Below are 23281 nucleotides of genomic sequence, written 5' to 3'. Positions count from 1 at the left end.
ATGGCCCTGACCGAGCGCGACGAGGCGATCCTCGATTTCGAGCGATCGTGGTGGGCGCAACCTGGTCCCAAGGCCGAGGCCATACGTGAGCGCTTCGAGCTCTCGAGCACCCGCTACTACGAGCTCCTCACCGAGATCCTGGCCGATCCCGAGTCCTTCCAGTACGACCCGCTCCTGGCGCGCCGGCTCAAGCGAGACCGAGACCGCCGCCGCCGTGAACGGTTCGAACCCCGCCCCGCGACCGAATGGCGCAGCCGATGACCTCTCCCCAGCAACCCCGATCCAGCGCGCTCGACGCCAACGCCCGGGGCATCGCCGTGCTCCTCGCAGCGGTCCTGATCGGCTTCCTCCTCCTGCTCAAGGCGGGCGGTCCCGGCGGCGCCGACACCGGGGCGCAGGTGGACGCCGGCAACGTCACCTCCACCACGGTCGACACGTCCGGCCTCGGCGAGGACACCACCACCACGTCCACCGCCGCCACCGGCGACACCACCTCCACCACCGCGGCCGGCGCCGAGGCCCGCCAGCCCAGCGAGGTGACGGTGCTGGTCCTGAACTCCGGCGGCCCCGCCGGCTCGGCCGCGTCGACCACGCAGACCATCAAGGCCGCCGGCTACAAGACCGGGGCGGCGGCCAACGCCGCCACCAGCGGCGCCGCCACCACCTCGGTGTTCTACGCCAACGGCTACCAGGCCGAGGCCAACGGGGTGGCTGCCCTGCTCGGCAAGACCGCCTCGGTCGTCGCAGCCATGCCGGCCACCGCCCCCGGCCCCGGCTCGGCCACGGCCAACGTGGTGGTCGTCCTGGGCAAGGACACCGTCGCCTCCGGCACCGGGTCCACCGGGTCCAGCACCACCACCTCCACCACCGCAGCGAACTGACCTCGCACCGAGCGTCGCTGCTGGCCCCGCTGGTCGCCGACCCCGGCGGCACGGTCCTGCTGTTCGACTTCGACGGCACGCTGTCGCCGATCGTCGAACGCCCCGACGACGCCCGCCCGGTCGAGGGCGCGGTCGACGTGCTCACCGCGCTGGCCGGGCGGTACCGGACCGTCGGCGCCGTCTCGGGTCGCCCGGTGGCCTTCCTCGCTTCGCAGCTCCCGGGCCCGGTGGTGCTCTCGGGCCTCTACGGCCTCGAGTCCCAGGTCGACGGCGTGGCGCGGGCCCGGGTCGGCACCGAGCCCTGGCGCCCGGTCGTGGCCGACGCCGTCGCCCGGGCCCAGGCCGCCGACATCGAGGGCGTCCTGGTGGAGCCGAAGGGGTTCTCGGTCACCCTGCACTTCCGGGCCCGGCCGAAGGCGGCCGCCGCGGTGACCCGGCTCGCCGCCGAGCTGGCCGACGCCACCGGCCTCGTGGCCCGGCCGGCGAAGATGTCGATCGAGCTCCACCCGCCCGTCGAGTCCGACAAGGGCCTGGCCGTGCGGGAGCTGGCCGAGGGCGCACGCGGCGTGCTCTACGCCGGCGACGACCTGGGCGACCTTCCGGCCTTCGCCGCCCTGACCGACCTGCGCGCCGAGGGCGTGGCCACGGTCTCGGTGGCCGTCGAGACGCCGGAGCTGCCGCCCGAGGTGCGGGCGGTGGCGGATCTGGTGGTCCCCGGTCCGGCCGGGGTGGTCGAGCTGCTGCGCACGCTCCTGCCCTGACCTCGCCACGGCCCTGGGGGCTGGTGGGGGCCGCCTCCTAGGGTGGCGCGCATGGCCAGTGAGCGACCGATCGTGATCGTCTCGAACCGCGGCCCCGTGTCGTTCGGCCTCGACGACGCCGGCTCGCCGGTGGCCAAGCGCGGGGCCGGCGGCCTGGTCTCGGGCCTCGGTCCCCTGGTGCGGGGCACCAGCACGCTGTGGGTGGCGGCCGCCATGTCCGACGGCGACGCCGTGGTGGCCGCCCAGGGCCCCACCACGGCCGAGGGCTTCCGCATCCGTCTGCTCGCCTTCGACCCGCCCACGTTCAAGGCCCACTACGACACGGTGTGCAACGAGGCCCTGTGGTTCGCCCACCACGGCCTGTTCGACCCGGTGTACGAGCCGGCGTGGGAGCCGGGCTGGGTGGATGGGCCGTGGGCCGCCCACCGGCAGGTGAACGAGGCGTTCGCCGACGCGGTGGCCGACGACGCGCCGCACGGCGCCGTCGTGCTGGTGCAGGACTACCACCTGTGCCTGATGGCGCCCAGGCTGCGCCGCCGTCGCCCTGACCTCCGCCTGGTCCACTTCTCCCACACGCCCTTCGCCACGCCGCTGTGGCTGCGCACCCTCCCCGACGCCGCCCGGCGCGAGCTGGTGGCCGGCCTGGCGGCGCACCACGCCTGCGGGTTCCACACCGCTCGCTGGGCCGACGACTTCCGGGCCTGCTGCACCGACGCCGGGATCGGGGCGCCGGCCTGCTTCGTCACCCCGCTGGGCCCCGACGCCGACGACCTGGCCGGCACCATCGCCGCGCCGGCGTCGCAGGCCGCGGCGGCCGAGCTCGACGAGCTGGTGGGCGACCGCTCCTTCATCGTGCGGGTCGACCGCATCGAGCTCTCGAAGAACGTGCTGCGGGGCTTCGACGCCTACGCCGCCCTCCTGGAGGCGGAGCCCGAGCGCCACGGTCGGGTGGTGTTCGGGGCCTACGTGTACCCGTCCCGGGCGGGCGTGACGGCCTACGACCGCTACCGCGAGGCCGTGTCTCGCCGGGTGGCGCAGATCAACGCCCGGTTCGGCACCGACACCTGGGAGCCCATCGCGTACGACCCCCACGACGACTACCCCCGTTCCATGGCGGCGCTCGCCCGGGCCGACGTGGTGCTGGTCAACCCCATCCGCGACGGGCTGAACCTGGTGGCGAAGGAGGCGATGCTCGTGAACCAGCGCGACGGCCAGCTGGTGCTGTCACCCGAGGCCGGGGCGTGGGACGAGCTGGGCGTCGCCGCGTGGCGGGCCGACCCGTTCGACGTGGGCGCCACGGCCCAGGCGCTGGCCGATGCGCTCGATGCGCCGCCCGACGAGCGGCGGCGCCGGGCTGGTGCCCTGCGGGCGGCGTCGCTGGCGCGGACCCCGGCGACGTGGCTCGCCGACCAGCTCGCGGCGGCCGGCTAGCCGCGCTCGTCCGTCAGCGGTCGCGGAGGGCGTCGATGAGCTCGGCCTTGTCCATCTTCGACCGGCCGTCGACCTCGAGCTCGCGGGCCCGGGCGAGCAGCTCGTCCTTGGTCCAGTCGTCGTAGTCGCCGTGCTCGCCGCCCCGGCGGGCCACCGTGGAGCGCCCCTGGGCCGCCGAGGCGTTGGCGATGCGGGCGGCCTTCTCCTTGCTGGCGCCCCCCTTGCGCAGCGCCTCGTACTGGTCGTCGTCCTTGACGGTGGGTCCGTGGTCCTTGGCCATGGCGGCCTCCTCGGGGTGGGGGAACGCACCGGACCTGCCCCCGCCGTGACCGCACCATGCCCGGCGTCGGGCACCATGGTCGGGTGCGCATCCTGGCCGCCCCCGACAAGTTCCGTGGCACCGCCACCGCCGCCGAGGTGGCCGGCGCGGTCGACGCCGCCGGTCGGACCGTGGGTGCCACCACCCGCTCGGTGCCCATGAGCGACGGCGGCGAGGGCTTCCTCGAGGTCTTCGGCGGCGCCAACCGCACCACCACCGTCACCGGCCCGCTGGGCGGCGCGGTGGAGGCCGGCTGGCGCCACGCCGGTCGCCTGGCGGTCATCGAGATGGCCCAGGCGTCGGGGCTGGCGCTGGTGGGCGGCGCCGAGGGCAACGACCCCATCGCCGCGTCGACCGCCGGCACCGGCGAGCTGATCGTCGCCGCCCTCGACGCCGGGGCGAAGCGCATCTTCGTGGGCCACGGCGGGTCGGCCACCACCGACGGCGGCCTGGCCGCGCTCCGGGCCCTGTTCCCCGCCGCCCGGCTCAAGGGCGTCGAGCTGGTGGCGGCGGTCGACGTGCACACCGCGTTCCTGGAGGCGGCCGACGTGTTCGGCGCCCAGAAGGGCGCCACCGCCAGCCAGGTCGAGCTGCTCCGGCGCCGTCTCGAGCGCTTGGCCCAGGTGTACCTGGAGGACCACGGCGTCGACGTCACGACCCTGCCCGGCGCCGGCGCGGCGGGCGGGCTGGCCGGCGGCCTCGCGGCCGTCGGCGCCACCATCGAGTCGGGCTTCGAGCTGATCGCCGACGAGCTCGACCTGGCCAGCGCCATCGAGGAGTCCGACCTGGTGGTCACCGGCGAGGGCTTCGTCGACGAGGCGTCGTTCCACGGCAAGGTGGTGGGCGGCATGGTCGACCTGGCCGCCGAGTTCGGGGTGCCGGTGCTGGTGGTGGCCGGCGAGGTGTTCGACGGTGTCGGCGACCGCTGCGATGCCGTGAGCCTGGTGGCCGAGTTCGGCCGGGAGCGGGCCATGGCCGACACCCTCGCCTGCATCACCGAAGCCGTCGCCGCCCGCCTCACCTGACGGCCGTCCCCGGCGAACCGGACAGGGCTACGGTCCCCGCCATGACCGATCTGTCCGACGTTGCCGCCCTCGACGCCACCGACCAGGCCGCCCTGGTCCGCGCCGGCGAGGTCACCGCCACCGAACTGGTCCAGGCCGCGATCGACCGGGCCGAGGCGGTCAACGGCGAGCTGAACGCCATCATCCACCCCCGCTACGAGCGGGCCCTGGAGGAGGCCGCTGCGGTGTCGGGCGATGCCCCCTTCGCCGGCGTGCCCTTCGTGCTCAAGGACCTCGACGGGACCGCAGCCGGCGAGCCGCTGCACGCCGGGACCCGGTTCCTCAAGGACCACGGCTACGTGGCCACCACCGACTCCGAGCTCACCACCCGGTTCCGCGACGCGGGGCTGATCGTCATCGGTCGCACCAACACGCCGGAGCTCGGGCTGGTGACCACCACCGAGCCGCTGTCCCACGGGCCGAGCCGCAACCCGTGGGACCCCACCCGCTCCACCGGCGGGTCCAGCGGCGGCTCGGCTGCCGCCACCGCCGCCGGCATCGTGCCCATGGCCCACGCCGGCGACGGCGGCGGGTCGATCCGCATCCCGGCCGCCGAGTGCGGCCTCGTCGGCCTCAAGCCCACCCGGGGCCGCAGCTCCCTGGGCCCCGAGCTCGGTGAGGCCTGGGCCGGCCTCGTCACCCGGCTGGCCGTCACCCACACCGTGCGCGACACCGCCGCCATCCTCGACGCGGTGGCCGGCCCCGGCGTGGGCGACCCGTACTGGGCGCCGCCCCCGGCTCGGCCGTACGCCGCCGAGGTGGGCGCCGACCCCGGCAGCCTGCGCATCGGCTGGGTGGCCCAGCCGCCCGACGGCTCGTTCGTGACCGACCCCCAGGTCGAGGCGGCCACCGAGGCCACCGCGACGCTGCTCGAGTCCCTCGGCCACCGCGTGGAGCAGGCCTACCCGTCGTCGTTCGACGACCCGGGCCACGTGGCCAACTTCCTCGTCACCTACAGCGCCTGGGTGGCCCGTGAGCTCGACCACCTGGCCGAGCTGGTGGGCGCCCCGCTCACCGAGGACGGCTTCGAGCCCGGCACCTGGGCCATCGCCGAGGGCGGCCGCGCCGTGACCGCCAGCGCCTACCTCGCCGCCCTCGACGGCCTCCACGCCATGACCCGGGCGACGGTGGCCTGGTGGGAGGTCGACGGCTTCGACCTGCTGCTCACGCCCACCATCCCCGAGCTGCCGCCCACCCTCGGCCAGTTCGGCGCCACCCCCGACAACCCGCTGGCCGGCGTGTTCCGGTCGACGCCGATCGTCACCTTCACCGCCCCGTTCAACATCACCGGCCAGCCCGGCATCTCGCTGCCGCTGCACCAGAGCGCCGAGGGCCTGCCCATCGGCGTGCAGCTGGTGTCGGCCCCGGCGCGCGAGGACGTGCTCATCCGCATCGCCGCCCAGCTGGAGCAGGCCGCGCCCTGGGCCGACCGCCGCCCCCAGGTCTGGACGGGCGCCCGGTAGCGGGAGGGTCAGTCGGCGGCGGTGGCCAGCGCCTGCTGGCGGAGGCGGTCGCTGCGGTGCTGGGGATCGGTGTCGAACTGGGGGATGACCTCGCGCCCGAACAGCTCGGTGGCCTCGATGACCACGTCGATCGGCACCTCCGACGACAGCATGCCGAAGCTGAGCTGGTCGGCCCCGATGTCGGCGAACTTCTGGACCACCCGCCGGCACTCGTCGGGGTCACCGATGGCCCACTCGCCCAGCTCGACTGCGAGGTCCATCTCCTCGGAGGTGTAGGGCGGGCACAGCTCGGGCCAGGTGGGCGTGCCCGCGGGCTTCGGGAACGTGTCGAGGTACCGGAACAGGAGGCTCTTGTGGTAGTGGCCGCGGGCGTCGCCCATGATCCGCCGGGCCCGCGCCCCGTCCTCCAGGCAGAGCATGCTGGAGGTCACCATCACGTTGTCGTTGACGTAGGCGCCCACCGGCTCGGCGTCGCCGATGAGCCGCTTGTAGGTGGCCACCAGCGGGGCCAGGTCCTCGGCCAGGCCGGTGGTGAAGCACAGGACGCCGACGCCCATGCGGGCCGCCTTCTCGAACGTCGACGGGCTGCCGGCCGCCACCCAGAGCGGCGGGTGCGGGAGGTGCGCCGGCTTGGGGAGCACGTTGCGGGCCGGCATGGTGAAGAACTGCCCGTCGAAGCCGGGGTAGGTGCCGGGCCGCCACATCTTGACGATCTCGGGGACCGTCTCGTCGAACATGGCCTTGGTCAGCTCGGGGTCGGTGATGCCGAAGCCGGCCTGCTCGGTGGTGGAGGAGCCCCGGCCCATGCCCAGCTCGAAGCGGCCGTCGCTGAGGATGTCGAGCATGGCCGCCCGCTCGGCGACCCGGGCCGGGTGGTTCACCGGGGGCGTGACGTTCATGATCCCCGAGCCGAGGTGGATGCGCCCGGTGATGGCGGCGCAGTAGCCGAGGAAGCTCTCGTTGGCCGAGAGGTGCGAGTACTCCTCGAGGAAGTGGTGCTCGGTGGCCCAGAGGTACTTGAAGCCCGACCGGTCGGCCGCCTTCACCCACTCGAGCTCCTCTTTGAACCGGCGCACCTCGGCGGCGGGCCCCTCGGCCTCGGTCATCGATGCGGGCACGTACGCCCCGTTGAAGATCCCGAACTCCATGCCCTGTCCCCTTGGCCGGCGCGTGGACCTGACGACCCGTCAGGTCTCGAGCGGACCCTAGCCAGCGGCCGGTCGGGCCGCTCGGGCACCGAGCGCGAGCGCAGCGGCGACCGGGTCGGTGGGGAAGACCTCGACCAGCCGCCAGCCGGCCCGGGCCCGGGCGGCGCCTACGGTGCCGGCATGGCTGACGACGAGGCGCTGACCCGGGCTGCGGTGCCCGTGACCACGGTCGAGGCCTGGCGGGCCGAGGTGGCGGGCGACGCCGTGGTGGTGCTGGAGCTGGGCATCGAGGGCGACGTGCTGCCGCCCCTGCTGGTGCCGATCGATGCGGTGGCCGGGCTGGCCGCCGTGCTCCTGCAGGCGGCGGGCGCCGACACCGGGTTGGCGGCCGGGCCCGCCGCAGCGGGCGCCGGTGCCGAACCGCTCCCCGAGCTGCCGACCGGTTCGCCCTGGGCCACCCTCGTGGCGGCCGATCGGGTCCAGGCCGACCAGCTGGCCCGAGCCACGTTGCCGACCGGTCCCGGTGCCTACGCCTGGTTCCGTGGAGGGGTGCCGATCCACCTCGGTCGGGCGGTCGGCAAGCGGGGCCTCCGGGCCCGCGTCGGCGGCGATGCGCTGCGCGGCGACGCCGACCTGACCCGCAGCCCGTTCCGCGCCGCGGTCGCCGAGCACCTCGGGTTCGGCCTCGACGCCGAGGGCGGCCTGGCCCACCTGGACCCGGACGACGTGGCTCGCCTCGATGCCTGGATCGACGGCTGCGCGGTGGCCTGGATCCGCACCGCGACCACCACCCAGGCCACCCACCTGGAGGCCACCCTCCGCACGGTCCACGACCCGGCCCTCGACGCCCTCGGCTGACGGCCGGGCTGCGGGTAGGGTCGGCGGCGACAACCGAATCCGGGGAGCTCGAGAGCGATCGGGCTGAGAGGACGGCTGGCTGCAAGGCCCTCGCCGTCGACCCGAGAACCTGATCTGGGTAATGCCAGCGGAGGTAGCTCATGACCGTGTCCGTGCCATCCACCTCGTCGTCGCGCCGTCGGCGGCGCGCCGTGCCGACCTTCGTGGCGGTGGTCGCCCTGGCCGCCGCCTTCGCCGGCTGCACCAGCGACCCGTCGTCGGCTCCCGTCGGCGGGTCGAAGAGCGGGGCGACGGGCGCCGCCGCGTGCCGGCCCGACGACGTCCCGGCCGCCATCAGCGCGAGGTCGGTGGCCGACGCCGACACGTCGGGCACCACCATCACCCTGGTCACCCACGACTCCTTCGCCACCTCCAAGGGCATCTTCGAGCCGTTCACGAAGGCCACGGGCATCACGGTGAAGCTGCTCACCAGCGGCGACGCCGGCACCCTGGTGAGCCAGTCGGTGCTCACCGCGGGCAAGCCGGTGGCCGACGTCCTCTTCGGGATCGACACCACGTTCCTGTGCCGTGGGACCAAGGCCGGGCTCTTCACGCCCTACGCACCGAAGGCCCTGGCCCAGGTGGACCGGGCGAACCAGCTCGCCCCGGACCACCTCGCCACGCCCATCGACGTCGGCGACGTCTGCCTGAACTACTCGAAGCAGGCCTTCCCGAAGGCCGGCGCGGCGCCGACGGGCCTCGACGACCTCACGAAGCCCGCCTTCGCCGACGACTTCGTGACCGAGAACCCGGAGACCTCGTCGCCGGGGTTCGCCTTCCTCCTCGCCACCATCTCCACGTACGGCGAGGACGGGTGGCAGCAGTACTGGAAGGACCTCCGCGCCAACGGCGTCAAGGTCGATCCCGGCTGGGAGGAGGCCTACGAGGGCTCGTTCGGGTCGGGCACCGGCAAGCGCTCGATCGTGACCTCCTACGCCACCAGCCCGGTGGCCGACGTCGTCTACTCGGACCCGCCCCGCACCACGCCGGCCATCGGCGTGGTGGCCGACGCCTGCTTCCGCCAGGTGGAGTTCGCCGGGGTCCTCCGCGGCACCGACCACCCCGAGGCCGCCGCCAAGCTCGTCGACTACCTCCTGTCGCGCCGGTTCCAGGAGGACATCCCGCTCAACATGTTCGTGGAGCCGGTGAACCGCACGGCGAAGGTGCCCGAGGCGTTCGCCGCCAACCGCACCCCCATCGACCACCCGCTGACCCTCACGCCGGCCGAGATCGAGGCCGGACGGGACGGGTGGACCGAGGCCTGGACCCGGATCGTCCTGCGGTGACGCGGCGCGGGTGGGCGTGGGCCGCGGTCGCCGCCGTGCCGGTGGCCTTCCTCGCCGTGTTCTTCGCGTACCCGGTCGGGTCGATCCTGGCGCGCGGCCTCGGCGACGGTTCGGTGCTCGACGTGGTGCGGCGGCGCTCGATCGGTCACCTCCTGTGGTTCACCGTGTGGCAGGCGGCCGCCTCCACCGTGCTGACGATCCTGGCCGGCCTGCCAGCGGCCTGGGCGGTGGCCCGGGTGGACCTGCCCGGTCGCCGGGTGCTGCGGGCCGTGCTGATCGTGCCGTTCGTGCTGCCCACCTTGGTGGTGGGCGCCGCCCTGCAGGCCACGTTCGAGCGCTTCGGCGTCGACGGCAGCGGCGGGGGCCTGCGCCTCCAGGGGACGGTGTGGGCGATCCTGCTGGCCCACGTGGTCTTCAACGTGGCGGTCGTCGTCCGCATCGTCGGCGGCTACTGGGCCCTGCTCGACCCTCGGGTGGAGGAGGCGGCCCGGGTCCTGGGCGCCGGTCGGGCCCGGGTGCTGCGAGAGGTGGTGCTGCCCCGGCTGGCGCCGGCGCTCTGGAGCGCGGCGGGGATCGTCTTCCTGTTCTGCTTCACCTCGTTCGGGGTGATCCTCACCGTGGGCGGGGCCGGCCACCCGACCGTGGAGACCGAGATCTGGCGCTACGCCACCCAGCGCACCGACTTCACCACCGCCGCGGCGCTGGCCCTGCTGCAGCTGGTGACGGTGGTGGCGCTGGTGCTGGTGGTGCACCGCCTCGAGCGGGCGGCGGGGGCCGTCGTGGCCCGCCGTCCGGTCCCGGCCCGCCCCGTGCGGTCGAGCCGCCAGGCCGCGGCCGTCGCCGCCTCCCTGGCCCCCGCCCTCCTGCTCGTGGTGGTCCCGCTGGGCGTCCTGGTCGAGCGCTCGCTCGCCGTGGGCGGCGGCCACGGCTGGGGCAACTACCGCGCCCTCGGCCGCAGCACCGGCAGCGGCCTGTTCGTGAGCCCGCTCACCGCAGTCGGGAACTCGCTGGCCTACGCCGCGGCCGCCACGGTGCTGGCGGTGGCGGTGGGCGGCCTGGCCTCGGCCGTGGTGGTCCACGCCGGCCGGCGCTCGGGGCGCGCTCGACCTGGCCCTCATGGTCCCGCTCGGCACCTCGGCGGTGACGCTCGGCTTCGGCATCCTCCTCGCCCTCGACGAGCCGCCGCTCGACCTCCGGTCGTCCCGGCTGATCGTGCCCGTCGCCCAGGCCCTCGTCGGCATCCCGTTCGTCGTCCGCTCGCTGGTGCCCGCCCTGCGCGCCGTCGACGCCCGCCAGCGTGAGGCCGCGTCCGTGCTGGGCGCGTCGCCCTGGCGGGCCCGCCGAGAGGTCGACCTGCCGGTGGTGTTGCGCACCTTGCTGGTCGGAGCGGCCTTCGCCTTCGCCATCTCGCTGGGCGAGTTCGGCGCCACCTCGTTCCTGGCCCGGCCCGACGCCCCCACCGTGCCGGTGGCCATGTTCCGCCTGCTCGGCCAGCCCGGTGCCGCCCTGCGGGGCCAGGCCATGGCGCTCGGCACCCTGCTGGCGGCGCTCACCGCCGCCAGCGTCCTGGTGATCGAGCGGCTGCGCCCGAAGGACGCGCTCGGGTGGTGACGGCCGACGGGCTGCAGGCCCGGGACCTGACGGTGCGCTTCGGTGCGGCGACCGTGGTCGACGACGTCTCGCTGGACGTGGCGCCCGGCGAGGTCGTGGCCCTCGTCGGGCCGAGCGGCTGCGGCAAGAGCACGCTGCTGCGGGTGCTGGCCGGCCTGGAGGCCCCGGCGTCGGGCGCGGTCTCCTGGGCGGGCGACGACCTCACCCGGCGCCCGCCCGACCAGCGGCCCTTCGGCCTGATGTTCCAGGACCACGCCCTGTTCCCGCACCGCACCGTCGGCGAGAACGTGGCCTTCGGCCTCCGCATGCGGGGCGACCGCCGACCGGCGCGCCAGGCCCGGGTGGCCGAGGTGCTCGAGCTCGTCGGGCTGGGCGGCTTCGACGACCGCGGCATCGACACCCTCTCGGGCGGCGAGTCCCAGCGGGTCGCCCTGGCCCGATCTCTGGCGCCCTCGCCCCGCCTGCTGATGCTCGACGAGCCGCTCGGCTCGCTCGACCGCACCCTGCGCGACCGGCTCGCCCACGACCTCCGGGCCGTGCTCGCCGCGTCCGGCGTGGCCGCCATCCACGTCACCCACGACCAGGAGGAGGCCTACGCGGTGGCCGACCGGCTGGTGGTCCTGCGCGCCGGGCGCGTCCAGCGCGACGGCCCCGCCGCCGAGGTGTGGCGCGATCCCGGCTCGCCGTTCGTGGCCCGCTTCCTCGGCCACGCCAACGTGCTCGACCCCGCCGCGGCCGGTGCGCTGGGCCTGGCCGGCGGCCTGGCCGGCGTCGTGGTCCGCGAAGCCGCCCTGGCGTTCTCGTCGCCGGCGCAGACGGCCGGCAACGGGCGGACCTGGCTGGCGACGGTGGTGGACGTGCGGTTCCGCGGCGCCACGTCGCAGGTCACCCTGCGCGTGGCGCCGGCCGAGGGGCGGCCGTCCGTGGAGCTGGCGCTGCACACCGCCGCCCCGCCGGCCGTGGGCGCCACGGGCACCCTCGTGATCGACCCCGGCGAGGTGTCGCCCCTGGCCTAGGCGTCCTCGTCGACCTCTTCGATGGCGTCCATGAGGCCGGCCAGGGCGGCGGCCAGGGTCTCGAACCGGCCGATGACCTCGAAGCCGCCGTCCTCGGTGGGGTCGTAGAGGTCGAAGGCGTCCGGGCCCACGCGGTAGAGGCCGAGCAGGCCGTCCTCGGCCTGGAGCACGGCGACCGGGTCACCGTCGGGCAGCTCGTCGGGGATGGCCTCGATGGGGTCCTCGAGGGCGAGGCCCTCGACCTGGAGCAGGACCAGGCTCATGGCATCGGCGAACTCCTGGAAGCGACCCAGCTCGAAGGCGCCCTCGTCGGTGACGGTCACCACCGAGAGCAGCTCGTCGTCGCTGCCGTCGTCGAGGATGCCGAAGCTGGCGTCGGCGCCGACGAGCTGGAAGATCAGGCCGGTCTCCTCCTCGCCCAGGGCCTCCTGGAGGGCCTCGATCTGCTCGAGGGTGGGCGGCACGAACGCGAAGTCGAACTCCTCGAGGGCCCGCACCTCCTCGGGGCGCAGCACCACGGGGTTGGCCTGGTCGGGCGAACCGACCAGCTCGCCCTGGGCCAGGACCTTGTGGTCCTTGATCTTGCCGAAGGCGATGGCCTTCTCGAGGGGGAGGAGCTCGAGCTCGGCGAAGAGCTGTTCGCCGGCGTCGGAGTCCTCGGGGTCGACGGGCGCCGCGAAGCACGGGGCCACGACCTCGCCCACGGCCCAGATGCCCACGACCTTCGACGTGTCGGACTGGAAGAGGAAGCAGGGCTGGCCGGCATCCATGAGGTCGGCCCGGGGGCCGGGGGTCACCGGGTGCCGGAACACCTGGCCGTACTCCTGCAGCATGGAGGCCACGTCGAACACGGCCGGGTCGGCCCGCAGGACCCACCCGCCGATCGGCTTGCCGTCCTCGGTGCGCGGTGCGTCGCTCATCGGTGCCTCCTGGGCTGGTGGCCGGGGCGACCACGCGGAGGTTCTACCACCGGCCCGAGCCCGCTCGGACCGGCCGGCAGCGGCGCGCATGGGCCGATCGGCCCAGTCCGGTTGAGAACCGGCCCGCAGCGACCGATAGGGGGAGGGTGCCATCCACCGTCCTCCGCGCTCGGGCCTCGTGCCGCAGCTGCGGGAGCAAGCTGCCGCCCCGGACCGAGGCGTGGCTGGACGACGAGACCGGCGAAGCCACCTGCCTGACCTGCCACCGCTTCGAGCAGCCCCCGGCGCCGACCCCGACCGGGGCGGCCGCCTCCACACCGCCACCGCCCCCGGCCCCGGCCCCGCCGTCGCCCCCGCCGGGCCCAAGGCTCGACACCCGGCCGCCTCCCGCCCCTGCGCCGCCCGCGCCCCGGGCCGAGCGCACCCCGCCGCCCGCCGCCCAGCGGCGGACCGTCGCGGCCCCGGCACCGACCCCGGCCCCCGAGGCCGCGCCCGTCCCTGAGGCCGCTCCCGCCGCCCCGGCCGCTGCTGCGCCCGGGGTGCCTGCCGAGGCCGAGCCGGCCGGGCGGCGAGCCGGCCGCTCGCGCAAGAAGCGCGGCGGCCCCGCGCAGCCCGGGGTCGTCGCCGCCGTGGCCGTGGCCGAGACCGAGGCCGAGCCCGAGGCGGCACCCCCGGCGCCGGCGCGGCGACGGGCCCGCTTCGGATCGGCCAAGGCACCGACCCCCGCGCCCGCCGCCGCCGCACCGGCCCCGATCCCGGCGCCGACGGCGCCCGAGCCCGCGGCACCCCCGGCGCCGGCCGCACCCCCGGTCGTGCGGACGACCGGCCCGTCCGAGGTCGACCCGTCGGCGCCCGCGCACCTCTCGGCCGTCTTCGGCGGCGGGTCGGAGGAGCCGCAGTCCATCCCGGCCATGCTGCTGGCCGCGTCCCGGGCCGCCGGGGCCGCCGCTCCCGAGCCCGAGCCCGAGCCCGAGCCCGAGCCCGAAGCACCCGACGCGCAGGCGCCCGAGATCGAGGCGGTCGAATCGGACCCGATCGACGAGGAGCCCGAGTGGGGTGACCCGCCCGAGCCCCACGACGACGACGTCCCCACCGCACCGCCGACGCCGACCATCGTCCCGTGGGAGGACGCCGCGCCCGGTCCCGAGGCGGCCCCCGCCGACGCCACGCCCGCTCCTGCGCCGGCCACCGCGTCGCCCGTGGCGCCTTCGGCGCCGATCGCCCCGGTGCCGTCCGGGGCCCGGGCCAAGGCCAAGCTCACCCCCCGCGTGGTCTCGCCGGTGCTCGGCCTCGACGACGAGGTCGTGTCGGTGGGCGCGGCCACCCCGGTGTTCTGGGACACCTCGCCCGCCGGTCGGGGGACCCACGTCCTGCCGGCCATGCGTCGGTACGTGCCGCCGGAGACCGTGCTGCCCCAGCACCACCACGAGCTGCTCGGCGCGGTGGGCGCGGTGGGACCGGCGGTCGAGCCCGTCGCCCCGGCCCCGGTGCACTCGGGCCTGCTGCTGACGATCGACGACGACGCCGACGCCGCCGAGGTGCTCGACCGCGGCGACATGGGCGAGGGGCGCATCGGCCAGACGCTCGAAGGGGCGCGCGTCCACGGCGTCGAGGTCCTCCACGGCCACCGGTTCGGCCCCGAGGCGACCCTGGTCGACCACCTCGTGATCTCGGCCAACGGGGTGTGGGTGGTCCACGCCGTCGAGGTGCTCCCCGGCGCGCTGGAGCGTCGCGACCTCGGCGACTGGTTCAACGCCGACCAGCGCCTCTACGTGGGCGGCGACGACCGCTCGGACCTGCTGGCCGAGGCGCAGCGCCAGACCGCCGTGGTGGCCGGGGCGCTCGTCGACTCGCCGTTCGCGGAGCTCGAGGCGCGCAGCGTGCTCTGCTTCGGCACCGTCCAGCCCGGCTGGGTGGACCGGCCCTTCACGCTCGACGGCACGTCGGTGACCTGGCGGCGCCACCTCGTCGAGCCGATGCTCACCCCGGTGATGCTCGACGAGAAGACGCGCCGTGCTGACCCGCTGGTTCGCCACCGCCGCCTGCGGCTGAGGCCGAGCCCGAGCGCGATCAGGAGGCCGGCGCCAGCAGGTCGTCGGGCGACTCGGCGGGCGGGGCCGCCACCTCCCACCGACCCTTGTGCTTCTCGAAGCGCCACCACGCCCCGGCCCGGGACAGGCGGAGCTGGAACCCCGGCCCGGTGATGCGGTTGTTGTTGACGGTGACCACCGACGACGACACGCCGGCCTCCTCGACCGCGGCGCGGGCGGCCGCCATGGTGGCGAGCGGCGGGCGCCAGGCGGCCTCGTCGAGCATGGCCAGGCCGGCCTCGCCGCCGTGGCGCCACGCCAGCGCTCGGTGCGTGAGGTCGCCGCGGGGCCGCGAGCCGTCGGCTCCTGCGGGCGCGCCGTCGAGGCGTTGGGCGCCCCGGCGGGCCTGGTCGGCGTCGCGGGGGAGGGCGAGGCCGCTGGCCCCGTCGCCCCGCAGCTGGGCCCAGGCCCGTTGGGCGGCGTCGGTGGCCAGCACCAGGAGGCCCGGGGTGTCGAAGGGGGCGCCGGCGGGCGGGTCCGACGGCCAGGCGGCCGGGCTGCCCGGGCGGGCGGCGAGGTCGGGCAGCGGCGGCATCGGGGGCCGCTCGCGGCCCCACGCCTCGCGGGCCAGCTCGCCCGTGTCGGCGCCGGCGCCCTGTGGGCCCGACGCCACCAGGGCGGCGAGCGCCTCGGCATCGGGGTCGAGCCCGTCGTCTCGGGCCGGACGGCCGTCGGCGCCCGGGCGCCGGCGGAAGGCGCGCAGCTCGGCGAGCAGCGCCTCCTTGCTGCGGCCCCGCAGGGCGAAGAGCTGGAACGGGTCGTCGTCGAGGACCTCGGCCACCAGGTAGGCCACCGCCGCGGCGTGCTTGCAGGTGGCGGCGTCGTCCGGGCACGAGCAGCGGGGCTTGAGGTCGCGCCGAGCGGGGAGCAGCTCGACGCCGGCCTCCCGGGCGTCGTCGACCACCCCCGGCTCGAGGTCGCCTTCGAGCAGCGCGGCGGTGTGGGCGGCGCGGCTGGCGATGGTGGCCACGACCTTGGCCCACTCGTCGTCGCCGTAGGTCCGCACCGCGATGTGGGTGCGGTAGTTGAGCCGCCGGCTGCCGTGGACCGAGGCGGTCACCATCCCAGGCTCCAGGCTCAGGCTGGTGACGCGGTCCTGGCGGGCGTAGGTGCGGCCGCGGGGCAGCCGGTTGGGGTCGAGCGATGCGCCCTTCTCCAGGGCGTCGACCCACGCCCGGCCCCACCACGTGTGCCCGAACTGCTCGGCCATCACGACCACCCGTCGTCCGCGCCGAGGGCCACGAGGGCCCGGAGGTCGTCGTCGCCCAGCTCGCCGACCCAGCCCTCGCCGGTGGTGACCACGGAGTCGGCCAGGTGCCGCTTGGCGGTGAGCATCTGGGCGATGCGGTCCTCGACGGTGCCCTCGCAGATCATCCGGTGGACCTGCACCGGCCGGTCCTGGCCGATGCGCCACGCCCGGTCGCTGGCCTGGTCCTCGACGGCGGGGTTCCACCAGCGGTCGAAGTGGACGACGTGGGTGGCCCGGGTGAGGTTGAGGCCGGTGCCGCCGGCCTTCACCGAGATCACCAGCACGGGCGTCTCGCCGGACTGCAGCCGGTCGACCATCTCCTGGCGCTTGCCCAGCGGCACCGAGCCGTGCAGGAACTCGACCGGCCGATCGTCGGCCGAGAGGTGGCGCTGCAGCAGGTGGCCCATCGTCACGAACTGGGTGAAGACGAGGACCGACTCGCCCTCGGTGACGATGGTGTCGATCAGCTCGGTCACCGCGTCGAGCTTGCCGGAGCGGCCCGCCAGCGGACCGGGCTGGTGCAGGAACTGGGCCGGGTGGTTGCAGATCTGCTTGAGCCCGCTGAGCAGCTTCAGCACCAGGCCGCGGCGGGCCATGCCCTCGGCGTTCTCGACCTGGTCCATGACCTCCTCGACCATGGCGGCGTAGAGCGTGGCCTGCTCGGCGGTGAGCGCCACCACCCGGTCGGTCTCGGTCTTCGGCGGCAGCTCCGGCGCGATGCCCGGGTCGATCTTGCGGCGGCGCAGCACGAAGGGCCGCACGAGGCGGGCCAGCGAGGCCGCCGCCTCCGGGTCCTGGTCGCGCTCGACCGGGATGGCGACCTCGTGGCGGAAGCGCTCCAGCGGCCCGAGCAGGCCGGGCGTGGTCCAGTCGAGCAGCGCCCACAGGTCGACCAGGCGGTTCTCGACCGGCGTGCCGGTGAGGGCGAAGCGGGCGTCGGCCGGGATCAGCCGGATGGACCGAGCCGTGCGGGACATGGGGTTCTTGATGTTCTGGGCCTCGTCGGCGGCGACCAGCCCCCACGACACCTGGGCCAGCTGCTCGGCCTGGCGGCGGACCACGCCGTAGGTGGTGACCACGATGGCGTCCGGCGGGACGTCGTCGAGGTTGCGGGTGGTGCCGTGGAAGCGCAGGACGGGGACCGACGGGGCGAAGCGGGCGGCCTCCCGGGACCAGTTGGCCACCACCGACACCGGGCAGACCACCAGCGTGGGCTTGCCGGTGGGGCGCCGGAGCAGGTGCAGGGCGAGCAGCTGGACGGTCTTGCCCAGGCCCATGTCGTCGGCCAGCACCCCGCCGAAGCCGATCTCGGCCATGTTGGCCAGCCACGACACGCCCTGGCGCTGGTAGGGCCGCAGCTCGGCGTGCAGGTCCGCCGGCGGCTCGACGTCGCGCTGCTCCTCGGCCTCGCGCAGGCGGCGGGCGAGATCGGCGATGGGGCCCTCGACGGCGGCCTCGATGGTCTCGCCGTCGACCTGCAGGTCCCCGCCCAGGGCGGCGGCGAGGGCGCTGCCGGCGGACACCTTGCGCCGCGTCTGCAGTCGGGCCAGGCGCTCCGGATCGGCCCGGACCCATCGGCCCCGCAGGCGGATGACCGCCCGCTTGGCCGTGGCCAGCTCGTGCAGCTCGTCGTCGGTGAGCTGCTCGCCGTCGACGGTGGCGGTCCAGCGCAGCTCGCAGAGCCCGTCGAAGCCCAGCCCGGCGGCGCGGTCGGCGGTGGGCGCGGTGCTGGTGACGGTGGGGGAGACCTTCACCGGCGCCAGTAGCCCGGCGGGCCAGAGCACGTCGATGCCGCTGCCGGCCAGGTCGTCGGCCAGCGGGCCGAGGAGCTCGTCGATCTCGGCCGCGCCGAGGGCGAGGGCATCGGGTCGGGCCTCGGCCAGCAGCCGGCCGATGGGCGCCCACACGCGGGCGCCCCGGCGCAGCGCGAGCAGGACCTCGTCCTCGACCGCCGGCCCGAACCGGGCGGCCACCGCCTCGGGCGCGGCCCAGAGCTCGGCGGCGTCCAGCACGAGGCTGGGGTCCCGCCGGCTGCTGATCTGCAGCACGGCGCGGAAGTCGCCGCCCCCGGTCGCGTCGGCGGCCTGCTCGTCGGTGGCGGCGACCAGCGAGCGGGGCACCGTCGCCGGCTCGGTCTCGGCGAGGGCGGCCGCCAGCTCGTCGGTGCCTGCCGGCTCGTCGGCGGCGTGCGGCTCGACCTCGCCCGCGCCCTCGTCGGTGCCGGCGTCGGCGCCCACGTCGACGCGGAGGGCGATGGCGACCTCGGTCGTGGTGGCCGTGGCCGCCGCGGTGAGCCAGGTGGCCGACCCGGCGACGGCCACCCGCTCGCGGGAGGCGAAGGCGGCGTGGCCGGCGGCGTCCGGGGCCGCCGCCGTGCGCACGTAGGCGTCGGCCACCGCGTCGCGGAAGCGGGCCAGCAGCCAGGGGGCGAGGCCACGCGGCGCGGCGCCGAGCCGGGGACCTCGGTGGCGTGGGCGTGGGGCGGGAGGGCCTCGGCCAGCGCCCGCCAGTGCGCCACGTCGGCGGCGTCGAGCGGGCCCACCCGCCAGACGTCGGTGCCGTCGGCGTCGGCCGTCGGCAGGATCCGCCCTCGGGCCACCAGCTGGAGCGCCGCCCGAGCGGCGTGGGCCCACGCATGGGTGGAGCGGGCCGACGGTGCGGCGGCGTGCAGGTCGACGAGGGCGTCGACGGCCTCGGCGACCGGCACCCACGTGGCATCGACGGCGCGCCGTCGCAGCGCCTCGCCCACCGGCACGACCACCTCCAACCGCTCCGGCCGGTCCGCGCCGAGGTCGGTGGTCGGGCGGCCGGCCGCCTCGAGGTGGCGGGCCAGCCGAGCGGCGGCCACCGCGTCGCCGGGCGGCAGCAGGGCGGCCCGCTCGAGCTCGCCGTCCTCGGCCCGGCCACCGCCGTCGCCCCGGATCGCGTCCACGGCCCGCCACACCGCCAAGCGGCCGTCGCGGGCCAGCGTCCCCGGCACGAACGTGGTCTCCACCCCCGGCTGGGAGAGGAGGCGCAGCACGTCGGACATCGTGTCGAGGGTACCGACCCCCTCCGACGTTCTGACCTGCTGGCTCGCACGATCCGGTCGCCGTCGCCGGCCCGGGGTGGCACCATCCGGAGGTGGACACGGCGCAGTGGTACCGGTGGTTCGGCGAGCACGAGGCGGCGGGGTCCTCGCCCACCTACGAGCGACTCGCCCTGGCGGTCGCCGACGACCCCGAGGTGGTCGGCCGGCTCGACGCCCTGCCCGGCGCCAAGCGCCAGCCCAACCTCCTCTTCGCCGCGGTCCGCTTCCTCGGCGGCCCCGTCGGCACCTGGCCGGCGTTCCGCGCCTTCGTGCTCGACGGGTGGGACCAGGTGGCGGCCACCATGGCCGAGCGATCCACCCAGACCAACGAGGTCGCCCGGTGCGCCACCCTGCTGCCGCTCCTCTCGGCGCTGCCCCAGCCGCTGGCGCTGGTCGAGGTCGGGGCCTCCGCGGGACTCTGCCTGCAGCCGGATCGCTACGCCTACGCCTACCGCTCCGGCCCCGGCGGCACCACGGTGCACGAGCCCGCCGGCCCGGCGTCGACGGTGCGCCTGGAGGTCGAGGCGTCCGGCCCGGTCCCGTTCCCGGAGCGGGTGCCGGAGGTGGCGTGGCGGGCCGGGATCGACCTCAACCCCCTCGACGTCACCGACCCGGACCACCTGGCCTGGCTTGAGGCCTGCGTGTGGCCCGAGCACGAGGACCGTCGGGCGCGCCTGCTCGCCGCGGCGGCGATCGCCGCCGCCGATCCGCCCCGCCTCGTGGCCGGGGACCTCGTCGACGAGGTGGGCCCGCTGCTCGACGAGGTGCCGGCAGGCGCCACGCCGGTGGTGATCCACACCGCGGTGCTCAACTACCTCCCGGCCGAGCCTCGCCGCCGCTTCGCCGACGTCCTGGCCGCCCGCCCCGAGGTGGTCTGGCTGGCGGGCGAGGCCCCCGGCGTGCTGCCGGACGCCGACCCCGCCACCCCGCCCCCGACCGGGCGCACGGGCACCCACTTCCAGGTGGTGCGGGGCGGCACCGAGGTCGTGGCCCAGGCCGACCCCCACGGCCGGTGGCTGCACTGGCGCTGAACCGAGGCGTCGGGCGCCGCCGCCATGGGCCACAGTGGTCCGACACGAACGTGGGAGAACACCGATGCTCGCCGAGCAGATCCAGTCCGACCTGACCGCCGCCATGAAGTCCCGCGACCAGCTCGCCACCTCGGTGCTGCGCATGGCCCTCGCCGGCATCAAGGAGGCCCGGGTCTCGGGCGACGAGTCCCGCGAGCTCAGCGACGACGACGTGCTCGCCATCATCGCCAAGGAGGCCAAGCGCCGCGACGAGGCGGCCCAGGCCTTCGCCGACGGCGGCCGGGCCGAGAGCGCCGCCAAGGAGCTCGCCGAGCGGGACATCCTGGCCCGCTACCTGCCGGCGAAGATCACCGACGAGGACCTGGCCGCGCTGGTCGACGCCGCCCTCGCCGAGGGCGGCTTCTCCGAGCCGTCGCAGATGGGCCTGGCCATGAAGGCCGCCATGGCCAAGGTCGGCGGCCAGGCCGACGGCAAGGCCGTCTCGGCCTTGGTCAAGGCCCGCCTGACCGGCGGCTGAGCCCCACCGTGGCCTACCAGCCCGACCCCGATGCCCCCTGGTTCGTCGTGGTGGGCGACGGCGCCGCGCTGGCGGCCGTCGAGGCGGTGCTGGCCACGCTGCCGGCGGGGCGCACGGTCCACGTCGTGGCCGAGGTGGCCACCGACGCCGAGCGCGTCGACCTCACGTCGCCGGCCCGGCTCATCACCACCTGGTTGGAGGGCGGGGCCGGCCCGGCGGGCGCCGCCCTGGAGGCCGAGGTCCGGCGCCTGCACCTGCCCCACGGCGACGGTCGCATCTGGGTGGCCGCGGCGCCCGCCGTCGCCGAGCGCATCCGGGAGCACCTCGTGGGCGAACGGGGCCTCGGCGCCCACCAGGTGGCCGTGGCGGCCCACGGCGCCGCCCCCGCCTGACCGACCCCGGAGCCGACGCACCGGTACGGTCGCCGAGCCGGCGGGCGCCCGCCCGTCGCCGGGAGGTTCCACCGTGCCGCTGACCCCCATGGGCGATGACGCCGACCGCATCGGGATCAACCCGGTGTTCGTCGGCGAGGACCAGCGGGGGAGCGTGCCCCGCAACCAGCTCGCCGACGGCGGCCTCGACCCCGAGGTCGCCTACCAGCTGGTGCACGACGAGCTCATGCTCGACGGCAACGCCCGCCTGAACCTGGCCACGTTCGTGACCACGTGGATGGAGCCGGCGGCCCAGCGGCTCATGGCCGAGTGCGCCGACAAGAACATGATCGACAAGGACGAGTACCCGCAGACCGCGGCGCTCGAGGCTCGCTGCGTCAACATCCTGGCCCGCCTGTGGCACGCGCCGGGCGCCGATCCGGACGACGCCGAAGCGGCCACCGGCTGCTCCACCACCGGGTCGAGCGAGGCCGCCATGCTCGCCGGCCTCGCCCTGCTGCGCCGGTGGCGGGCCCGTCGCCGCGCCGCCGGCCTCCCCACCGACCGCCCCAACATCGTCATGGGCGTCAACGTGCAGGTCTGCTGGGAGAAGTTCGCCCGCTACTGGGACGTCGAGCCCCGCCTCGTGCCCATGGACGGCGACACCTTCCACCTCACCGCCGAGGGCGCGGTCGCCCGGTGCGACGAGAACACGATCGGCGTGGTGGCCATCCTCGGCTCGACCTTCGACGGCAGCTACGAACCGGTCGCCGAGATCTGCGCCGCCCTCGACGATCTGCACGACCGGTCGGGCGTCGACGTGCCCGTGCACGTCGACGGCGCGTCCGGCGCCATGATCGCCCCCTTCGTCGACCCCGACCTGGCGTGGGACTTCCAGCTGCCCCGGGTGGCCTCCATCAACACCTCGGGCCACAAGTACGGCCTGGTGTACCCCGGGGTGGGCTGGATCGTCTGGCGCGACGCCGCCTCGCTCCCCGAGGAGCTGGTGTTCAAGGTCAACTACCTCGGCGGCGAGATGCCCACCTTCGCCCTCAACTTCTCCCGCCCCGGCGCCCAGGTGGTGGCGCAGTACTACCAGTTCGTCCGCCTGGGCTTCGACGGCTACCGCCGCGTCCAGCAGTACGCCCGCGACGTCGCCGTGCGGCTGGCGTCGCGGATCGCCGAGCTGGGCCCCTTCACCCTCCTGACCGACGGCAGCGAGCTCCCCGTCTTCGCCTTCCGCATCGCCGACGGCGTCGACGACCTGACGGTCTTCGACGTCTCCGCCGCCCTCCGCCAGCGCGGCTGGCAGGTCCCCGCCTACACCTTCCCCGCCGACCGAGAAGACCTCGCCGTCCTGCGCATCGTCGTCCGCAACGGCTTCGGCCACGACCTCGCCGACCTCCTGGTGGAGGACCTGGTCCGCGTCCTCCCGAGCGCCGTCCTGTCCACCACGCCGGCCGACGAGGGGTTCCACCACTAGGGCTGGCTCCCTGGAGCGTCGCGTTCGACCGTCTTGCCGGTCACCGGCCTCCGGCGGGCTCCGGCTGGCGCCTCCGCTGCCTCGTCGTGCGGCTCCTTCGTCGCGCGAGGGTCGGCGATCGCTCGCTCTTCCTCCCGCTCTCGGGCTCGCTTCGCTTCGCCCGGGCCGCTCGGGCCCGTTTCGCCTCCGGCGAACGCCGCTGGCTCGCCGCTCTGGCGCTGGGTGCGAGCCACCCCGCCCCTGCCCTCTGTGCGGGAACACCCTGCGCGGCCCAGGGGTTGGAGCCAGCGAGGCAAACCAACCGATCGAGGAGCGAAACGATGGCGCGAGCGACGTGGAACGGGACCGTGGTGGCGGAGAGCGAAGACACGGTGGTGGTCGAGGGCAACCAGTACTTCCCCCTCGACTCGGTGAAGGCGGAGCTGCTGGCCCCGAACGACACCACGACGGTGTGCCCCTGGAAGGGCACCGCCAGCTACTACGACGTCGTGGTCGACGGCGAGGTCAACAGTGGCGCCGCCTGGTACTACCCGGCCCCGAAGGAGGCGGCCGCGGAGATCAAGGACCGCGTGGCCTTCTGGAAGGGCGTCGAGGTCACCGCCTGACCCGGCCCGGGCAACCGGCCAGCCGGCGAGACGACAGGTAGGCGTTGGAACCGCTTCACGGCGGCGAA

The 23281-nt window shown here is 75.6% G+C and carries 19 protein-coding genes, 1 pseudogene and 1 riboswitch; of the genes and pseudogenes, 15 read left to right on the top strand and 5 right to left on the bottom strand.

Annotated elements, in window-relative coordinates; genetic code table 11:
* From KSP35_RS12175 to KSP35_RS12160, 4 genes are read left to right on the top strand one after another with little or no spacing between them, the layout of a single operon-like run.
* A complete protein-coding gene (locus KSP35_RS12175) occupies positions 1 to 261 on the top strand; it encodes a DUF3263 domain-containing protein (RefSeq protein WP_216995729.1) in 261 nt (86 codons plus the stop codon).
* A complete protein-coding gene (locus KSP35_RS25050; RefSeq protein WP_216995727.1) occupies positions 258 to 881 on the top strand; it encodes a LytR C-terminal domain-containing protein in 624 nt (207 codons plus the stop codon). Before KSP35_RS12175 ends, KSP35_RS25050 begins: the two co-directional genes overlap by 4 nt.
* Complete coding sequence (gene otsB / locus KSP35_RS12165) at positions 878 to 1642, top strand: trehalose-phosphatase (protein WP_217002224.1); 765 nt, start codon at positions 878 to 880, stop codon at positions 1640 to 1642. The genes KSP35_RS25050 and otsB overlap by 4 nt, the downstream gene beginning before the upstream one ends.
* Positions 1643 to 1693: 51 nt before the next feature.
* Positions 1694 to 3073 (top strand): trehalose-6-phosphate synthase, encoded by a 1380-nt coding sequence (locus KSP35_RS12160; RefSeq protein WP_216995725.1) that lies wholly within the window; start codon positions 1694 to 1696, stop codon positions 3071 to 3073.
* Positions 3074 to 3086: 13 nt separating this feature from the next.
* Here KSP35_RS12160 and KSP35_RS12155 read toward each other — a convergent pair whose 3' ends face one another.
* A complete protein-coding gene (locus KSP35_RS12155) occupies positions 3087 to 3353 on the bottom strand; it encodes a Rho termination factor N-terminal domain-containing protein (RefSeq protein ID WP_216995723.1) in 267 nt (88 codons plus the stop codon).
* An 83-nt stretch (positions 3354 to 3436) separates the two neighbouring features.
* Here KSP35_RS12155 and KSP35_RS12150 point away from each other — a divergent pair, with 83 nt between their 5' ends.
* Complete coding sequence (locus tag KSP35_RS12150; protein ID WP_216995721.1) at positions 3437 to 4417, top strand: glycerate kinase; 981 nt, start codon at positions 3437 to 3439, stop codon at positions 4415 to 4417.
* 41 nt (positions 4418 to 4458) lie between these two features.
* A complete protein-coding gene (locus KSP35_RS12145; protein ID WP_216995719.1) occupies positions 4459 to 5919 on the top strand; it encodes an amidase in 1461 nt (486 codons plus the stop codon).
* A gap of 8 nt (positions 5920 to 5927) precedes the next feature.
* Here KSP35_RS12145 and KSP35_RS12140 read toward each other — a convergent pair whose 3' ends face one another.
* On the bottom strand, positions 5928 to 7067 hold the full coding sequence (locus tag KSP35_RS12140) for an LLM class flavin-dependent oxidoreductase (protein WP_216995718.1): 1140 nt from the start codon (positions 7065 to 7067) through the stop codon (positions 5928 to 5930).
* Between the two features lie 180 nt (positions 7068 to 7247).
* On the opposite strand from KSP35_RS12140, the gene KSP35_RS12135 reads away from it, so the two are divergent.
* From KSP35_RS12135 to KSP35_RS12115, 4 genes and pseudogenes are all read left to right on the top strand, one after another.
* Positions 7248 to 7925: a hypothetical protein gene (locus KSP35_RS12135; RefSeq protein ID WP_216995717.1), complete on the top strand. Its 678-nt coding sequence runs from the start codon at positions 7248 to 7250 to the stop codon at positions 7923 to 7925.
* 30 nt (positions 7926 to 7955) lie between these two features.
* Positions 7956 to 8078: riboswitch (TPP riboswitch) on the top strand.
* Positions 8066 to 9250 carry a thiamine ABC transporter substrate binding subunit gene (locus tag KSP35_RS12130; RefSeq protein ID WP_216995716.1) on the top strand — a complete coding sequence of 395 codons (1185 nt, stop codon included), beginning with the start codon at positions 8066 to 8068 and terminating at the stop codon, positions 9248 to 9250. (Overlaps the previous riboswitch by 13 nt.)
* Positions 9226 to 10861, top strand: a pseudogene (locus KSP35_RS12125) (ABC transporter permease). Before KSP35_RS12130 ends, KSP35_RS12125 begins: the two are co-directional and overlap by 25 nt.
* Positions 10855 to 11877 carry an ABC transporter ATP-binding protein gene (locus KSP35_RS12115; RefSeq protein WP_254126737.1) on the top strand — a complete coding sequence of 341 codons (1023 nt, stop codon included), beginning with the start codon at positions 10855 to 10857 and terminating at the stop codon, positions 11875 to 11877. Before KSP35_RS12125 ends, KSP35_RS12115 begins: the two are co-directional and overlap by 7 nt.
* Here KSP35_RS12115 and KSP35_RS12110 read toward each other — a convergent pair.
* From KSP35_RS12110 to KSP35_RS12100, 3 genes are all read right to left on the bottom strand, one after another.
* Positions 11874 to 12797, bottom strand: coding sequence for a hypothetical protein (locus KSP35_RS12110; RefSeq protein WP_216995713.1), 924 nt, complete (start codon positions 12795 to 12797; stop codon positions 11874 to 11876). The two genes, KSP35_RS12115 and KSP35_RS12110, sit on opposite strands and share 4 nt — an antisense overlap.
* Positions 12798 to 14867: 2070 nt before the next feature.
* Positions 14868 to 16097: an SWIM zinc finger family protein gene (locus KSP35_RS12105; RefSeq protein WP_216995712.1), complete on the bottom strand. Its 1230-nt coding sequence runs from the start codon at positions 16095 to 16097 to the stop codon at positions 14868 to 14870.
* The gene (locus KSP35_RS12100; protein ID WP_216995711.1) at positions 16097 to 18532 is read right to left on the bottom strand and encodes a DEAD/DEAH box helicase; all 2436 of its coding nucleotides are present in this window, start codon (positions 18530 to 18532) and stop codon (positions 16097 to 16099) included. The genes KSP35_RS12105 and KSP35_RS12100 overlap by 1 nt, the downstream gene beginning before the upstream one ends.
* Before the next feature lie 727 nt (positions 18533 to 19259).
* Between KSP35_RS12100 and KSP35_RS12095 the strand changes: the two genes are divergently transcribed.
* The 5 genes from KSP35_RS12095 (at position 19260) to KSP35_RS12075 (ending at position 23213) form a co-directional block, all read left to right on the top strand.
* Complete coding sequence (locus tag KSP35_RS12095; protein WP_216995710.1) at positions 19260 to 20237, top strand: DUF2332 domain-containing protein; 978 nt, start codon at positions 19260 to 19262, stop codon at positions 20235 to 20237.
* A 64-nt stretch (positions 20238 to 20301) separates the two neighbouring features.
* On the top strand, positions 20302 to 20754 hold the full coding sequence (locus KSP35_RS12090; RefSeq protein WP_216995709.1) for a GatB/YqeY domain-containing protein: 453 nt from the start codon (positions 20302 to 20304) through the stop codon (positions 20752 to 20754).
* Positions 20755 to 20762: 8 nt separating this feature from the next.
* Positions 20763 to 21146: an SIP domain-containing protein gene (locus KSP35_RS12085; RefSeq protein WP_216995708.1), complete on the top strand. Its 384-nt coding sequence runs from the start codon at positions 20763 to 20765 to the stop codon at positions 21144 to 21146.
* An 88-nt stretch (positions 21147 to 21234) separates the two neighbouring features.
* Positions 21235 to 22608: a glutamate decarboxylase gene (locus tag KSP35_RS12080; RefSeq protein WP_217002222.1), complete on the top strand. Its 1374-nt coding sequence runs from the start codon at positions 21235 to 21237 to the stop codon at positions 22606 to 22608.
* Positions 22609 to 22928: 320 nt separating this feature from the next.
* Positions 22929 to 23213, top strand: a complete 285-nt coding sequence (locus KSP35_RS12075) for a DUF427 domain-containing protein (protein WP_216995707.1) — start codon at positions 22929 to 22931, stop codon at positions 23211 to 23213.
* Positions 23214 to 23281: the final 68 nt, after the last annotated feature.

Origin of the sequence: Aquihabitans sp. G128 (assembly GCF_019048865.1) — a bacterium.
GTDB lineage: Bacteria > Actinomycetota > Acidimicrobiia > Acidimicrobiales > Iamiaceae > Aquihabitans.
This window is presented reverse-complemented; position numbering and strand designations above follow the sequence as displayed.

Excerpts from the sequence above, each read along its gene's own strand:
- KSP35_RS12175 (WP_216995729.1), top strand. The coding sequence starts at position 1 with ATGGCCCTGACCGAGCGCGACGAGGCGATCCTCGATTTCGAGCGATCG.
- KSP35_RS25050 (WP_216995727.1), top strand. The coding sequence starts at position 258 with ATGACCTCTCCCCAGCAACCCCGATCCAGCGCGCTCGACGCCAACGCC.
- KSP35_RS12160 (WP_216995725.1), top strand. The coding sequence starts at position 1,694 with ATGGCCAGTGAGCGACCGATCGTGATCGTCTCGAACCGCGGCCCCGTG.
- KSP35_RS12155 (WP_216995723.1), bottom strand. The coding sequence starts at position 3,353 with ATGGCCAAGGACCACGGACCCACCGTCAAGGACGACGACCAGTACGAG.
- KSP35_RS12145 (WP_216995719.1), top strand. The coding sequence starts at position 4,459 with ATGACCGATCTGTCCGACGTTGCCGCCCTCGACGCCACCGACCAGGCC.
- KSP35_RS12140 (WP_216995718.1), bottom strand. The coding sequence starts at position 7,067 with ATGGAGTTCGGGATCTTCAACGGGGCGTACGTGCCCGCATCGATGACC.
- KSP35_RS12135 (WP_216995717.1), top strand. The coding sequence starts at position 7,248 with ATGGCTGACGACGAGGCGCTGACCCGGGCTGCGGTGCCCGTGACCACG.
- KSP35_RS12130 (WP_216995716.1), top strand. The coding sequence starts at position 8,066 with ATGACCGTGTCCGTGCCATCCACCTCGTCGTCGCGCCGTCGGCGGCGC.
- KSP35_RS12110 (WP_216995713.1), bottom strand. The coding sequence starts at position 12,797 with ATGAGCGACGCACCGCGCACCGAGGACGGCAAGCCGATCGGCGGGTGG.
- KSP35_RS12105 (WP_216995712.1), bottom strand. The coding sequence starts at position 16,097 with ATGGCCGAGCAGTTCGGGCACACGTGGTGGGGCCGGGCGTGGGTCGAC.
- KSP35_RS12090 (WP_216995709.1), top strand. The coding sequence starts at position 20,302 with ATGCTCGCCGAGCAGATCCAGTCCGACCTGACCGCCGCCATGAAGTCC.
- KSP35_RS12080 (WP_217002222.1), top strand. The coding sequence starts at position 21,235 with ATGGGCGATGACGCCGACCGCATCGGGATCAACCCGGTGTTCGTCGGC.
- KSP35_RS12075 (WP_216995707.1), top strand. The coding sequence starts at position 22,929 with ATGGCGCGAGCGACGTGGAACGGGACCGTGGTGGCGGAGAGCGAAGAC.